The sequence below is a fragment of the Phenylobacterium sp. genome (assembly GCF_030693405.1).
In the GTDB taxonomy this organism is placed as follows: domain Bacteria; phylum Pseudomonadota; class Alphaproteobacteria; order Caulobacterales; family Caulobacteraceae; genus Phenylobacterium.
On the sequence record NZ_JAUYAW010000009.1, the window covers coordinates 24,412 to 38,388 of the forward strand.

The following is a 13,977-nucleotide window of genomic DNA, read 5'->3' on the forward strand; positions in this document are numbered from 1 at the left end:
GCCTCAGAAGTCGGGGATGAGGATCTGGCGGGCCTGGGCGGCGTCGCGCCGGATCTGTTCGACCATGACCTCGAGGCTTGAGAACTTCTGTTCCGGCCGCAGGAAGGTGATCAGATCGGTCTCGATGGTCTGGTCGTAGATGTCCTCATCGAAGTCGAACAGCCAGACCTCCAGCACCGGGGCCACTTCTCCCACCGTGGGATTGACCCCGATATTGGCCACGCCGGGCACCTCGCGCCCATCGGGCAGGCGGGTGCGGGTGGCGTAGACGCCGAACCTCGGCTGGACATAGTCGTCCACCTGCACATTGGCGGTGGGGAAGCCCAGTTCGCGGCCCAACTGCCGGCCGCGCTGGACGACGCCTTCGATGGCGAAGGGCCGGCCCAGGATGGCGGCGGCGGCCTCGGGCTGGCCGTCCCGCAGGGCGTCCCGTACGCCGGTGGAGGAGTATTTCTCGCCGCTGTCATCGGCCACGGCGGCGGCGACCGAGACGCCGAAGCCGAAGTCCTGCCCATAGTCTTTCATGGTCGCGGGGCTCCCTGTGCGGCCCTTGCCGAAGGAGATGTCGAAGCCCACCGCCACGTGCCGCACCCCCAGACCCTCATGCAGGACCTGCTGGGCGAAGTCGCGATCGGTCAGGCTGGCCATCTCCTGGTCGAACGGCAAGACGTAGAACAGGTCCACCCCCAGGGCCTCAAGGGCGCGGGCCTGCTGGCCGGGCCGCATCAGTCGGAATGCTGGCGCATTGGGCGCAAAGATCTGCCGCGGGTGCGGATCGAAGCTGATGACCCCCAGGGGCGCGCCGATCTCGTGAGCGGCCTTGGCGGCCAGCGCGATGACCTGCTGGTGGCCGCGGTGGACCCCGTCGAAATTGCCGAGCGCAATGGCCGCGCCACGGTCCCGGGCCATCAGGCCCTTCCATCCCTTGATCACACGCATCGGTCAGGCGTCCCGCTTGGGCACGAGGACCACAGCCTCGCCGTCGGCCACGGTCTTGCCCGCGACGGTGCAGACGGTGGCGAAGGTGGCGTGGCCCTTGCGGGGATCCAATTCGCGCACCGTGACGGTGGTGGTCACTTCATCGCCAAGGCCCACGGGCCTGCGGAAGCGCAGGGTCTGGGAGACATAGACGGCGCCGGGGCCTGGCAGGCGCGAGCCCAGCACCGCCGAGATATAGGCGCCGGTCAGCATGCCGTGGGCGATGCGGCGCTTGAACGGCGTGGTCGCCGCATAGGCTTCATCCAGATGCAGGGGGTTGTCGTCGCCGGAGACGGCGGCGAAGGCCTCCACATCGGCGGCGCTTACCGTGCGGGCGATCTGTGCGCTCTGGTCCAGACTGAGGTCCTCGAAGAATAGTCCCGGCAAGGAAACGCTCCCCTTTTTGGCCCTGCATAGACGCAACCCTGCCCAATGCGAAGGCGCTTGAGCTGCACGGGGGCCGCGATCTGCGCCGAAGATGGCCCCGACAGGCTTCCAATGGGGAGAGCGATGGAAATGTGCAAGACGCTGATCGGCGCCGCCGCGGCCCTGATCCTACTGGCCGCCTGCGACCAGACGCCGGCTGATCCGGTCCCCCCGCCGCCGCAGGCGCCGGTGGGTCAGAGCGCGTCCTGACGCCGAGGCGCGGCGACCGCTCGGGCTACCAAGCCAGGTCGGCCATGGCCCAGCGCGCCTGGGCGCCTTCCTGGCGCAGCAGGGATTCGACGGCGGCGGCGTCCAGGCCCTCAGGGGTGATCGTCTCGCCCCCATGGATGCCGGCGGCGATGAACAGGACGTCCAGACCCTGGGCGTTGGCGCCTTTGACGTCGGTGGCCACCCCGTCGCCGATGCACAGCATCCGCGAGCGCGCGACCGGACCGCCCGTCAGGCGCTCGGCCTCTGCGACGCACAGCTCATAGATCGGCGCATGCGGCTTGCCGGCCATGACCACCTTGCCGCCGAGGGTCTCGTAGAGCTGGGCCAGCGCGCCGCCGCAATATATCAGCCTGTCGCCCCGCTGGACCACGATGTCGGGATTGGCGCAGACCATCTCCAGCCCGCGGGCCGCGGCGCCTTCGAACCGGTCCTGATAGTCGCCGGGACCCTCGGTCTCGTCATCGATCGGGCCAGTGCAGGCGATGAAGGCCGCCTTCTCAAGGCTCTCGAAGGACAGGCCGAGGCCCTCATAGAGCGGGGCATCCCGGTCGGGGCCCAGGCGCCAGGCGGGTCCGGGCGCCCGCTCGGCCAGCAGCAGGCGGGTGGCGTCGCCGGAGGTGACGAAGGCTGACCAGGAGTCCCGCGGCACGCCCAGGGCGTCCAGCTGGGCCACCACATCGGCCGAGGGACGCGGCGAGTTGGAGATCAGGATCACCGGTCCCCGCTCGGCCCGCCAGCGGGCCAGGGCCGCACAGGCGGCCGGAAAGCTCTCGCGGCCATTGTGGATGACGCCCCAGACGTCGCTCAGCAGGACGTCATAGTGGTCGATAAGGTCGGAAAGGCCCTGGGGCGTCTGCGGCGTGCTCATGGCCTGCGGCGGTAAAGGTCGCCGGCTCCGCGGTCAATCGAGGTGTGCGGCGGTAAGCTTCAGCCCCGGCCGCCGGCCCGCCGGCGCAGGCCCTGGCGCAGGAAATCGGCGGGGGGATCGGCCTCGGCCAGAACGGCTTCGCGGATCGGGCGCGGCTCGCCGAACAGGTGACCCTGGCCGTAGCCGACCTCCAGTTCCAGCAGGTCGACGATCTGCCGCTCGCTCTCCACTTTTTCGACGATCACCTCGACCCCATAGCGGCGGGTCAGCTGACAGAAGTCCTCGGCGGCGAGGTCGGGCAGGGATTTCAGCACCAGTCGGCCGTCCAGCTCGACCATCTCGTCCAGCAGCATCTGGGCGCCGACCCGCACGAACTTCACGTCCGAGCGCGCCAGATCCTGCAGGTCGAAGTCCAGGTCGGTGACCTTGTCGAGGGAGAAGCGGAAACCGAGGTCGGCGAGTTTGGCCATGTTGCGCGCCTCCACCGAGCCGCGACCTTCGAAGGCGCTCTGGCCCAGTTCGAAGATCAGGGCGCCGGCCAGGTCACGATTGGCCGCCAGCATGTCGAGGAACTGCGGGAAGAAGCTTTCGTCGCCCAGGCTGGTGGCCGCGACATTGCAGAAGATGCCGACCTTGCGGTCCTGCTTGGCCAGGCGCCGGACGATCTGGACGCAGCGGAACAGCAGCAGGTTGTCGATGGCCGTCATCAGGCCCTCAGCCTCGGCCACGCTGATATATTCGGCCGGCATCAGCACCCGGCCGCTCTCGTCGCGCAGGCGCGAGAAGCTCTCGTAGAAGATGGTCTTGCGCTGGGGCAGGGCCACGACCGGCTGCAGATAGAGATCCACCCGGTTGTCGGCCAGGGCGCCGCGGACGGTCTCCAGCAGGGCGGCCTCGCGCCGGTGGTCATGTCCGGGCCGGGTATGGACCGGCGGGGCGGTCACCCGCTCCTCCAGCCGCTGGCCCATGCGCTGGACCAGATCCTCCAGCATGTGAACCTCGGTGGAGAGTTCCTCGGAGCGGCGCAGGGCGTCGTCGGTGACGGTCTCCACCACCTGGGACAGGCGGGCGTCGACCTTCTCGACCTGGTCGATAAGGATGCGATGGGCGTCGCGCAGGGCGGCGATCTCGCCGCGCAGGCCCGTGGCGGTCAGCGCGTGCTCGATCAGGCCGTGGAAGGCGAAGGCCAGGCCCAGCCCACCCACAAGGGCGGCGACGCCCGCGCCCCAGCCGCCACCGTTCCGCCACAGCGAAAGGGCGATGATCAGCGCCAGACAGAGATAGGCGCCGCAGAGCAGCGCAAGCGTCAGCCTTCGCATGAACCCGCCTGTTCGAATCGTCTCGCAGTATCGGTCACGCCGGGGGCGCAAGTCGAACGGATTAACGATTGCGCCCAGGCTGGGCGCGAAATGGCCGCAGGACGCGGCGCCCTAGCGGGTGGGGACGGGGTTTTCGCCGCGATAATCGTAGAAGCCGCGGCCCGCCTTGCGGCCCAGCCAGCCGGCCTCGACATATTTCACCAGCAGCGGGCACGGACGGTACTTGGAATCGGCCAGGCCGTCATAGAGGACGTTCATGATCGACAGGACGGTGTCCAGGCCGATGAAGTCCCCGAGTTCCAGCGGCCCCATGGGGTGGTTGGCGCCGAGCTTCATGGCCGTATCGATGGCCTCCACCGTGCCCACGCCCTCATACAGGGTGTAGATCGCCTCATTGATCATCGGGACCAGGACGCGATTGACGATGAAGGCGGGGAAGTCCTCGGCATTGGCTGTGGTCTTGCCCAGAGACCGGGCGAAGTTGACGGCGGTCTCGTAGGTCTCGGCGCCGGTGGCGATCCCGCGGATGATCTCCACGAGGTTCATGCGCGGCACCGGGTTCATGAAGTGCAGGCCGATGAACCGCTCGGGCCGGTCTGTGGCCGAGGCCAAGCGCGTAATGGAGATGGACGAGGTGTTGGAGGCCAGCAGCGTATCGGGACCGAGATGGGGCGACAGGGCCCGGAAGATCGACTTCTTGACCTCTTCGTTCTCGGTGGCGGCCTCGATGGCCAGGTCCGAACCGCCCACGGCCTGAAGCTCTGCGGCGGGCTTGATGCGGGCCATGGCCGCGTCCTTGGCGGCCGCGTCGATCAGACCGCGGGAGACCTGACGTGCCATGGCCTGGTCGATATGGGCCAGGCCCGCCTCGATCCGCTCGGGGCTGACGTCATGCAGCAGCACGTCGTAGCCGCCCAGGGCGCAGACATGCGCGATGCCGGAGCCCATCTGGCCGGCGCCGATCACGCCCACCGATCTGATCTCAACCATGTCCATTCGCCCCAAATCTGCGGGCCGCCTTTTAGGCCGCCTCTGGTCTGTGACGGCTTTCTAACATGGGCGACGGCGGCCCCGCCAAGGTCTTTATGTTGCGCCGCAATGTGAAGGGGGCGCCCCTTGTGGCGCCAAAGCCGCACTTGCAAACGAAACGAGGCGGCGCCCGGGGGCGCCGCCTCGCAAGTCGTAAGCCGGTGATCTCCCGGCCGGGCGGTCGATCAGCCGAGGGCCGACATCAGCTCCGGCACGGCGGCCTTGTAGTCGGCCACCAGGCCATAGTCGGCGACCTGGAAGATCGGCGCATCGCCGTCCTTGTTGATCGCGACGATGATCTTGGAGTCCTTCATGCCGGCCAGGTGCTGGATGGCGCCCGAAATGCCGATGGCGATGTAGAGCTCCGGCGCGACCACCTTGCCGGTCTGGCCGACCTGATAGTCGTTCGGCGCGTAGCCGGCGTCCACCGCGGCGCGGCTGGCGCCGACGGCGGCGCCCAGACGGTCAGCCAGGGGCTCGATCACCTTCTGGAACTCTTCGGCCGAGCCCATGGCGCGGCCGCCGGAGACCACGATCTTGGCGCCGGTCAGCTCCGGACGTTCCGACTTCACGATCTCTTCGGTCACGAACTTGGTGGCGCCCGCGCCGTCGCCGGCGCCGATGTCCTCGATCGCCGCCGAGCCGCCTTCGCCGGCCGCCTTGAAGGCGGTCGGACGGACGGTGATGACCTTCTTGGCCTCGGAGGACTGAACGGTCTCCAGGGCGTTGCCGGCATAGATCGGCCGCACGAAGGTCGAGGCGTCCACCACTTCGACGATGTCGGAGATGTGCGAGACGTCGAGCTTGGCCGCGATGCGGGGCGAGAAGTTCTTGCCCTGCGAGGTGGCCGGGGTCAGGACGGCGTCATAGCCCCCCATCAGCGGAACCACTGCGGCCTCGACAGCTTCGGCCAGGCCATGGCCGAGGTCGTCGCTCTGGGCCAGCAAGACCTTGCGCACGCCTTCGATCTTGGCGGCGGCCTCGGCGGCGGACTTGCAGTCCTTGCCTGTGACCAGGATGTCGATATCGCCGCCGATGGCCTTGGCGGCCGAGACGGTCTTATGGGTGTTGTCGCTGAGCGCGCCGCCGGTTTGGTCGGCGATGACGAGAACGGCCATTAGAGCACCCCCGCTTCATTCTTGAGCTTGGCGACCAGGTCGGCCGCGGTTTCGACCTTGATGCCGCCGCCGCGCTTCGGCGGCTCGGCGACCTTGACCACCTTGAGGCGGGGCGCCGTGTCGACGCCGTAGGACGCGATGTCCTTGGTATCGAGGGGCTTCTTCTTGGCCTTCATGATGTTCGGCAGAGACGCATAGCGCGGCTCGTTCAGGCGCAGGTCGGCGGTGATGATCACCGGCAGCGGCGCCTCGATGGTCTGCAGGCCGCCGTCCACTTCACGGGTGACGGTCGCCTTGTCGCCGGACACTTCCAGCTTGGAGGCGAAGCTGGCCTGGGGCCAGCCGAGCAGGGCCGAGAGCATCTGGCCGGTGGCGTTGTTGTCGCCGTCGATGGCCTGCTTGCCCATGACCACCAGGTTCGGGGACTCTTCGTCGATGACGGCCTTGAGCACCTTGGCCACGGCCAGGGGCTCCAGATCGGCGTCGGTCTGCACCAGGATGGCGCGATCAGCGCCCATGGCGAGCGCCGTACGCAGGGTTTCCTGGGCCTGAGCCGGACCGATCGAGACCGCGACCACCTCGGTGACCACGCCCTTTTCCTTCAGCCGGACCGCCTCTTCGACGGCGATCTCGCAGAAGGGGTTCATGGACATCTTGACGTTGGCGAGGTCCACGCCGGTTTCGTCGGACTTCACCCGGGGCTTGACGTTGTAATCGATCACCCGTTTGACCGGGACCAACACCTTCATGAAAGCCTCAAATTCGCATTGCGGAAGAATGGGACGCACGGGGCATAACGTTTCCCGCGCGGTTTGCAAGTCAGGGACATGGGGCATTTTGCGCCAATGTCGACCCTAGCCAGGGAGAAAAAGCCCGAATATGAGCCATCCGATGAGCCGCATCATCGATCGCCTGAAACTCGTTTTCCTGGGTGTCTTCGTCCTCTCCCTGGTCGGCATCTTCGCCTACCAGGCCTATGTGGTCTGGCCCGCCGAGCGGTGCGAGGCGCAGGGCGACTGGTGGGATCCCGATGGCCGGGTCTGCGCCCGCCCCGTGCTGATCTCCGACATCACCGGCCGGACCATTCCCGAGCGCAAGGCGGCTGAAGCGGCCGCCGCCGCCGCCCAGGCCGAGGCCGAAAAGACGGCGCCGGCCCCTTAGGGCGTCGTCAGCCACGGGTCGCCCCGGGCCGCCAGAGGACGTCCAGCGCCCCCTGGGCGTTGGCCCGCCGGGCGGCGACGAACAGCAGGTCCGAGAGTCTGTTCAGATATTTCAGGGCCGGGTCAGCGACTTGCGTGGTCTGGGCGAGGCTCACCGCCGTGCGTTCAGCCCGGCGGCAGACCGTGCGGGCCTGATGCAGGGCCGCGGCCGCGGGCGTCCCGCCAGGCAGCACGAAGGAGGTCAGCGGCGACAGATCGGCGTTGATCTGATCGATCTCCTGCTCCAGGCGCGTCACCTGGCCCTCGGTCACGCGCAGGACACGATCAGGGTCCTCCCCCGGCGTCGGGGGAGTGGCCAGATCGGCGCCCAGGTCGAACAGATCATTCTGGATCCGCTCAAGCATGGCGTGGAGCAGGGTGTCCTCGGCCGTGTGCAGGCGCACCAACCCCAGGCAGGCGTTGGTCTCATCGACAGACCCGTAGGCCTCGACCCGCAGATCGGTCTTGGAGACCTCGGCCCCATTGGCCAGGCGGGTCAGGCCGGCGTCGCCGGTCCGGGTGTAGATTCGGTTCAGGACCACCATGGCCGGCTCAGCCGCCGTAGGTGTTGCGCCACCACACGGCGGTCACAAGGATCACGACGGCGGCGGCTTGCAGCACCACGCGCAGGCGCATCAGCTTGTTCGAGTAGGACCGACCGAAATCGCCCCCCCGGAACAGCGCATAGATGCCCACCCCCAGGGTGAGCGTGACAGCGAGCAGGGTCGCGGGGATCAGCAGGGCGAAGATCTGTGTCATGGCCTGTTATCGTGATGCTTGAGCTTGATGGAAATGTAGGACTTTGTCGGCGAATTGCACGAAGGTGATTTCGCCTCGCAGTCGCGAAGCTGGTTGATCAAATTCACTGAGTCTGGTTCAATGGCTCGCGCGCCGGCTTCGCGCAAATTTCAGTCTTAACATGCCGTATCTGCATACATTTCCCTTGCGACAACCGGTCGCGCCCCAAGCTCGACATATTTCGGATATCCCCTCGAGCCCATGAACTGAGACACGGGTTGTTGAACGCATTCGCCGAAAGCGCCGTCTCCGGCCGCGCCCTGGTGAGTTGCATCGAGAGCCCCTACCCGCGTTCCGCGCTCCGTCCCCGACCGGGCGGCGCGCCGTAGCGCATGCGCCGATGGTCTCCCCCGCCGCGGCAAGCTGGAGTTGAAATACCGATGAAGCACGTCGCTGAGGTCGAAGGTCACGCCGAAACCCGCGTCCGCATGCCCACCCGCCGGGCGCTCGCCAAGCAGCAGACCCGGGCCAAGGTGCTGGCCGCGGCCCGGGAGCTGTTCAGCACCCAGGGCTACGAAGGCGCGACGATCCGCGACATCGCCGCGGCGGCAGGCATGTCCACCGGCGCGGTCTTCGCCAACTTCGCCGACAAGTCCGAGCTGTTCCGCGAGATCATGACATCTGATTTCGACGCGGTGCTGGTCGCCATGTCGGACGCTGCGGTGCGCGGTCGCACCGTCGATGACGCGCTGCTGAAGGCGTTCAGCGCCGGCTACGCCTTCTATCGCGGCCAGATGCCCCTTGTCCGGGCCGCGCTGGGCCTCTCCTGGTCCTGCGAGGATGGGCAGGCGCTGCGGGCCCTGCCGACCATGCAGGACACTATCGAGCTGTTCGCCGAGCAGTTGGCCCTCGGGGTCGAGCGTGGCGAGCTGTCCCAGGAGTGTGAGATCAAGCTCCGCAGCCAGATGCTGTTCGACAACTATCTGGCCAACTACCCGCAGGCGGTTTTCGGCGGCTGGAGCCTTGAGGCCTTGCAGGCCCGCTCCCGCGACCAGATCCGGGTGATCCTCGCTGGGGCGCGTCGCGGCTAGGGCCAGGACAGATGGTCTCCCCTCAGGGAAAGTGGCTTGCTACGGACGGGCTTGCCGGGTCTCCTGCTGGCGGGAAGCACAACAGGACGCGCCGTCAGAGCGCGCTTGGGGGGACATTGAACCTACGCCAGACGCAAAAGGAGGCGACGCGCCGACGCGTGCTCGACGCCGCCCGGGACCTGTTCGAGACGGTCGGCTACGAAGAGACGACGGTGCGCGAGATCGCCACCCGGGCAGGCGTGGCGGTCGGCAGCGTCTTCACCTGCTTCGCCTCCAAGGCCGAGGTGCTCAGCCAGGTGATGCTCGACCGGCTGGAGGACCTCTACGCCGAGCTTGACCGGATCACCCCGCACCTGAGGGGCACGGTGGTGGATCGGCTGTCCTCAATCTTCGCCCTGCACTATGCCTTTGAGACCCGGCGCACGCCGCTGTTTCTGGCCCATATCGCGGCGGCCTATAATTGGCGTCCGGGGTCGGATTCGGTGCCCTACGGGCGCAATCCCCGGCTTCGGGGCATGATCCACGACTGTGTGGCCGACGGACGCAACCGGGGCGAAGTGGCCGATGACGCGGACATTCCGCTGATCGTCGATACGCTCATGGCGGCCTATGCCTGGAACTACCGGCTGGCGGCCTGGGAGCAGGCGGGGCCGGAGCAGATGAGCGCCATCATGGAGCGCCAGATCGCCCTGGTCGCCCGGGGTTTCGCCCCCACAGCCGCCGCGGCCTGACCCCGAAGACAGGTCAGTTGGCGCCTTCGAGCAGGCGTCGGGCGATGACCTGAGCCTGAATCTCGCCGGCGCCCTCGAAGATGTTCAGGATGCGGGCGTCGGCCAGCAGCCGGCTGACCGGCTGTTCCACTGCAAAGCCGGTTCCCCCATGGATCTGCAGGGCGTTGTCAGCGCAGGCCCAGGCGATGCGGGCCGCCGTCAGCTTGGCCATGCCGGCCTCAAGGTCGCAGCGCCGCCCCGCATCCTTGGCCCGGGCCGAGTACCAGGCCAGGCGCCTCGCCCCGAGGATCTCGGCGGCCATCATGGCGAGCTTGTCGGAAACCCGAGGGAAGTGGGTGAGGGACTGGCCGAACTGCCGACGCGACAGGCCATAGTCCAGGGCCAGGTCCAGGGCGTTCTGGGCCACGCCGATGGCCCGGGCGGCGGTCTGGATCCGGGCCGACTCGAAGGTCGCCATCAGTTGGCTGAAGCCTTGTCCCTCCCGGCCGCCCAGCAGATCGGCCTCCGGCGCCGCGAAACCGTCGAAGGCGATCTCGTATTCCTTCATGCCGCGATAGCCGATGACGGCGATCTCCCCCCCGCTCATGCCTTCGGCGGGGAAGGGCGCCTCATCGGTCCCCCGCGGCTTGCGCGCCAGCAGCATGGACAGGCCCCGATGGTCGCGGCTGTCGGGATCGGTGCGCACCAGCAGGGTCATCAGGTCGGCCCGGGCGGCGTGGGTGATCCAGGTCTTGGCGCCGGTCACCTTCCATTGGCCATCCTGGCGCACAGCCCGGGTGCGCAGGGACGCCAGGTCTGAGCCCGCCTCCGGTTCCGTGAAGACCGCTGTGGGCAGTACGGCGCCCGAGGCGATGGCCGGCAGCAGCCGCGCCTTCTGATCGTCCGTCCCGTGGGCCAGGATCAGCTCAGCGGCGATCTCCGAACGCGTGCCCAGGGAGCCGACGCCGATATAGCCCCGCGACAGGGCCTCGGAGACCACACACATGGCCACCTTGCCGAGCCCCGCGCCCCCATGGGCCTCTGGAAGGGTGAGACCGAACACGCCCAGGGCGGCCAGTTCCTCGATCAGGGGCAGGGGGATGAGCTCGTCGCGCAGATGCCAGCCATGGGCGTAAGGGGTGATCTTTTCCCGGGCGAAGTCGCAGAACTGCTGGCTGATCGCCTGATGGGTCTCGTCCAGGCCGCTGGCCTCCAGGGACGGCTGACCCCGGGCGGCCTCCAACAGGGCCACGATGCGGGCCTTGGCTGAAGATGTCGCGTGGGGGGCCAGCTCGGCGATCAGCGGGGCGAGACGGGCGGAGTCGAAACCGAGGTCTGCGGGGCGGACCATCTCTCCCTGGCTCATGGGCAGGCCGCCGGCCAGCTGGCTCAGATATTCGTGCGCCAGCAGCAGGGCGGGCCGCAGGCTCGCCTCGTCCAGGGCGCCCGCGGCGGCGAGCTCGCCGGCCCAGGCGGCGGTCTGGCGCAGGGTCTCCACATAGGCGGCCGCCCAGGCCAGTCCATGGGCCGCATGCTGGCCGGCGTCCAGGGCATGGCGGTCGAGTCGGCCGTCGGGCGAGAACCGGACGGTGAGCGCCCCCTTGGCCTCGACGAGGCAGGCCTCGGCGGCCTCTGCGGCGGCCTGCAGGCGGCCTACGGAATCGGTCGGTAGTTCAGGGGTCATGGATCGCGCTCCGCCCGGCCTGTCGACGTTCAATCCCGACCCCTATACGATGTAAGCCAAACCTGGGAGCCGCCATGATCACCGTTCACCATCTCAATGAGTCCCGTTCGCAGCGCATCCTCTGGCTGCTCGAGGAGTTGGGGGCGGACTATGAGATCAAGGCCTATGCCCGCGATGCGACGACCCGCCTGGCCCCGGACGAGCTGCGTGCGGTCCATCCGCTGGGCAAGTCGCCGGTGATCACCGATGGGGACGCGACGATCCACGAGTCGGGCGCCATCATCGACTATCTGATCCGCCACCATGGGGCCGGCCGGCTGCAGCCCCCGGTGGGGGCGCCCGAATATGAGGACTATCTCCAGTGGCTGCACTATGCCGAGGGCTCGGCCATGCTGCCCCTGATGCTGCAGATGTACGTCATGCGCCTGGGCGAGGCCGGCGGACCGCTGCACGGCCGGATCGCCAGCGAGATCGACAACCACATGTCCTATGTCGACCAGGCCCTGGCCGGCCGGGACTACCTGCTGGGCCAGGCCCTGACCGGAGCCGACATCCAGATGAGCTTCGTGGGCGAGGTCGCCCGGGCCTTTGGCCTGCTGCCGAAATACCCTAACGCCGAGGCTTGGCTCGACCGTCTGCACGCGCGGCCGGCCTATAAGGCGGCCATCGAGCGCGGCGGCCCCTACGCGCTGGGGCGCTAAGCGACCCGCCGACCCCTAGAAGCGGTCGCCGAAGGGATCATCGAGCATCCCGTCCAGGAAGTCGAAGGTGGCGGCCTTGGTCAGGGCGTGGGGAATGGCCGAGAAGTGGTCGCAGCCCACGACCGTGATTCCGCGCCCGTTGGGAAAGGCTCGGGCCAGGCCGTCCGGATCGCCGGCCCCGTCGTCGCGCTGGCCGGCCACCACCAGAACCGGCGCCTCCAGCCGGCCCATGGCTTCCACGTCCAGGGGCGGATTCTTCGCCTGAACGAAGGCCGCCAGGGCGCGGCGGTCCTCCCCCTGCTCATCGGCGAAATGGCGGAAGCTGCGCAGCATCGGATGGCTGATGGTCTCAGGATCCTCGGCCAGCATGGCCTGGCTCATGGCGTCGGTGGGCGCGCCTTCCACCCGCGGCTCAAGCAGGCGTTCGCCGACGCCCCCCAGGATCAGATGGCCGATCCTGTCGGGGGCGGCCAGGGCGGCCGCCAGAGCCGTCCTCGCCCCCATGGAATAACCGAACACATCTACGCGCTCGAGCCCCAGATGATCGATCAGGGCGACCACGTCGCCACCCAGGATCTCTCGCCCGTAGGCTTCAGGATCATAGAGCTTTTCGCTCTCCCCATGGCCGCGCTGGTCGAGCGCCACGCAACGGGTCCCGCGCCGTTCCAGGGCGGCGTACCAGCCAGTTCGCCGCCAGCCTTCCTTGCGGTTGGAGGCGAAGCCATGGACCAGGATCATGGTGCGGGCGACGTCGCCCTGGGGCGGCAGATCGTCGAAAGCGATCTCGACGCCGGAATTTCGGAATGAGGGCATTAAAGGCTCGATAACGCAGTTATTCGACTATGGCCCGGAAGCCGCCGGAGAGCGGGTGATGGCAGGAGAGTGGAATGGACGATATGCGTCCCGATCAGTCGATCGAGGTCACCATGGACCGGATCGAGCGCGAGGCAAAGCGTGCGGCGCAAGCCAAGGCGGAGCAGGCGCGGTTCGGCGACACCGTCGACGGCCGTCTCGGCCCCGCCGCCGAGGCCGAGGCGCTGGCCTCCAGGGTCGCCAGCCTGATCCAGTGCCACCGCGTCCCCTACCGCCCGCGGGACTGGGCGACGGTGGCCGCCCGCCCCCGAATCAACATCGTGCGCACCCATGAACGGGAAGCCGAGGCCCGTCAGGCGTTTCACGCCTATCGTCCGGGCTGGCTGGCCCAGCTGTTCGGTTCGGACCGGGAAAAACGTCGGCAGCTTGCCGCCCGGGTGGCGGAGGCCGCGAGCGAGGACGAGCAGGCCTATCGCGCCGCCTGGCGGGACGCCCAGGCCCACAATGTAGAGATCGATTTCGCCTGCAAGCTGGCGGAACTCGACATGCGCACGATCAACGAATCCCTCGCCGAGCACACCCGCCTCGGCGAGGTCTATGGCGCTGTCTCGCGGTTCCGCTTCGCTTCCCCCGCCAAGGGCAGCTTCCAGATCCAGATCGAGGCCCTGGACCTGGCCGAGATGCCGGCCGAAGAAGCGGAACGCCTGCCCCAGGGCCGGGCGGTGTTCCGCAAGGCCCCGACGGGGCGTCGTCATCAGATGCAGGGCGCCAATGTCTGCGCCGTGGCCCTGAGGTTCGCCGTCGAGATGCTGGGCTTCCTGCCTCTGGACGCCGTCGAGGTAGTTGTGAACGGCGATTTGCGCGATCCCCAGACCGGGCTCTATGAGCGCCATCCGATCCTGCAGCTCACCCTGACCCATACCCAGGCGGCCTCGGCGCCATTCGAGCGGGCCGATCCCATGAGTCTGGCCGCCCAACTGGGCGCGCGGATCAACTGGAGCATCCAGGGGGGCTTCGCCCCCATCCAATTGATCGGGCAGCCGGCCGAGGCCGCTTAGCTGCCGGCGCCGAG

General features: G+C 68.2%; 16 protein-coding genes. 5 read left to right on the forward strand and 11 right to left on the reverse strand.

All coding sequences use genetic code 11. From position 1 onward, the window contains the following. Positions 1 to 3: 3 nt before the first annotated feature. The 7 genes from Q8N19_RS01085 to Q8N19_RS01115 form a co-directional block, all read right to left on the reverse strand. Positions 4 to 939 carry a bifunctional riboflavin kinase/FAD synthetase gene (locus Q8N19_RS01085; RefSeq protein ID WP_305587801.1) on the reverse strand — a complete coding sequence of 312 codons (936 nt, stop codon included), beginning with the start codon at positions 937 to 939 and terminating at the stop codon, positions 4 to 6. 3 nt (positions 940 to 942) lie between these two features. Next, positions 943 to 1,365 (reverse strand): MaoC family dehydratase, encoded by a 423-nt coding sequence (locus Q8N19_RS01090; RefSeq protein WP_305587802.1) that lies wholly within the window; start codon positions 1,363 to 1,365, stop codon positions 943 to 945. 274 nt (positions 1,366 to 1,639) lie between these two features. After that, positions 1,640 to 2,503 carry a TIGR01459 family HAD-type hydrolase gene (locus Q8N19_RS01095; RefSeq protein ID WP_305587803.1) on the reverse strand — a complete coding sequence of 288 codons (864 nt, stop codon included), beginning with the start codon at positions 2,501 to 2,503 and terminating at the stop codon, positions 1,640 to 1,642. 59 nt (positions 2,504 to 2,562) lie between these two features. Then, a complete protein-coding gene (locus Q8N19_RS01100; protein ID WP_305587804.1) occupies positions 2,563 to 3,822 on the reverse strand; it encodes an EAL domain-containing protein in 1,260 nt (419 codons plus the stop codon). A 111-nt stretch (positions 3,823 to 3,933) separates the two neighbouring features. Next, positions 3,934 to 4,812 carry a 3-hydroxybutyryl-CoA dehydrogenase gene (locus Q8N19_RS01105; protein ID WP_305587805.1) on the reverse strand — a complete coding sequence of 293 codons (879 nt, stop codon included), beginning with the start codon at positions 4,810 to 4,812 and terminating at the stop codon, positions 3,934 to 3,936. Between the two features lie 224 nt (positions 4,813 to 5,036). After that, complete coding sequence (locus Q8N19_RS01110) at positions 5,037 to 5,969, reverse strand: electron transfer flavoprotein subunit alpha/FixB family protein (protein WP_305587806.1); 933 nt, start codon at positions 5,967 to 5,969, stop codon at positions 5,037 to 5,039. Beyond that, a complete protein-coding gene (locus Q8N19_RS01115) occupies positions 5,969 to 6,718 on the reverse strand; it encodes an electron transfer flavoprotein subunit beta/FixA family protein (protein WP_305587807.1) in 750 nt (249 codons plus the stop codon). Before Q8N19_RS01115 ends, Q8N19_RS01110 begins: the two co-directional genes overlap by 1 nt. A 142-nt stretch (positions 6,719 to 6,860) precedes the next feature. On the opposite strand from Q8N19_RS01115, the gene Q8N19_RS01120 reads away from it, so the two are divergent. Next, positions 6,861 to 7,130 (forward strand): hypothetical protein, encoded by a 270-nt coding sequence (locus Q8N19_RS01120; RefSeq protein WP_305587808.1) that lies wholly within the window; start codon positions 6,861 to 6,863, stop codon positions 7,128 to 7,130. 7 nt (positions 7,131 to 7,137) lie between these two features. On the opposite strand, the gene Q8N19_RS01125 is transcribed toward Q8N19_RS01120, so the two are convergent. Then, complete coding sequence (locus Q8N19_RS01125; protein WP_305587809.1) at positions 7,138 to 7,713, reverse strand: cob(I)yrinic acid a,c-diamide adenosyltransferase; 576 nt, start codon at positions 7,711 to 7,713, stop codon at positions 7,138 to 7,140. Between the two features lie 7 nt (positions 7,714 to 7,720). Then, the gene (locus tag Q8N19_RS01130; protein ID WP_305587810.1) at positions 7,721 to 7,927 is read right to left on the reverse strand and encodes a twin transmembrane helix small protein; all 207 of its coding nucleotides are present in this window, start codon (positions 7,925 to 7,927) and stop codon (positions 7,721 to 7,723) included. Between the two features lie 419 nt (positions 7,928 to 8,346). Between Q8N19_RS01130 and Q8N19_RS01135 the strand changes: the two genes are divergently transcribed. Beyond that, positions 8,347 to 8,997, forward strand: coding sequence for a TetR/AcrR family transcriptional regulator (locus Q8N19_RS01135; RefSeq protein WP_305587811.1), 651 nt, complete (start codon positions 8,347 to 8,349; stop codon positions 8,995 to 8,997). 116 nt (positions 8,998 to 9,113) lie between these two features. Then, the gene (locus Q8N19_RS01140; RefSeq protein WP_305587812.1) at positions 9,114 to 9,728 is read left to right on the forward strand and encodes a TetR/AcrR family transcriptional regulator; all 615 of its coding nucleotides are present in this window, start codon (positions 9,114 to 9,116) and stop codon (positions 9,726 to 9,728) included. Between the two features lie 13 nt (positions 9,729 to 9,741). Here the strand turns inward: Q8N19_RS01140 and Q8N19_RS01145 are convergent, their stop codons facing one another. Then, a complete protein-coding gene (locus Q8N19_RS01145) occupies positions 9,742 to 11,391 on the reverse strand; it encodes an acyl-CoA dehydrogenase family protein (RefSeq protein ID WP_305587813.1) in 1,650 nt (549 codons plus the stop codon). Positions 11,392 to 11,465: 74 nt separating this feature from the next. Between Q8N19_RS01145 and Q8N19_RS01150 the strand changes: the two genes are divergently transcribed. Further along, on the forward strand, positions 11,466 to 12,092 hold the full coding sequence (locus tag Q8N19_RS01150; RefSeq protein ID WP_305587814.1) for a glutathione S-transferase family protein: 627 nt from the start codon (positions 11,466 to 11,468) through the stop codon (positions 12,090 to 12,092). Positions 12,093 to 12,107: 15 nt separating this feature from the next. On the opposite strand, the gene Q8N19_RS01155 is transcribed toward Q8N19_RS01150, so the two are convergent. Further along, complete coding sequence (locus tag Q8N19_RS01155) at positions 12,108 to 12,905, reverse strand: alpha/beta fold hydrolase (protein ID WP_305587815.1); 798 nt, start codon at positions 12,903 to 12,905, stop codon at positions 12,108 to 12,110. 74 nt (positions 12,906 to 12,979) lie between these two features. On the opposite strand from Q8N19_RS01155, the gene Q8N19_RS01160 reads away from it, so the two are divergent. After that, on the forward strand, positions 12,980 to 13,963 hold the full coding sequence (locus Q8N19_RS01160; RefSeq protein WP_305587816.1) for a hypothetical protein: 984 nt from the start codon (positions 12,980 to 12,982) through the stop codon (positions 13,961 to 13,963). Positions 13,964 to 13,977: the final 14 nt, after the last annotated feature.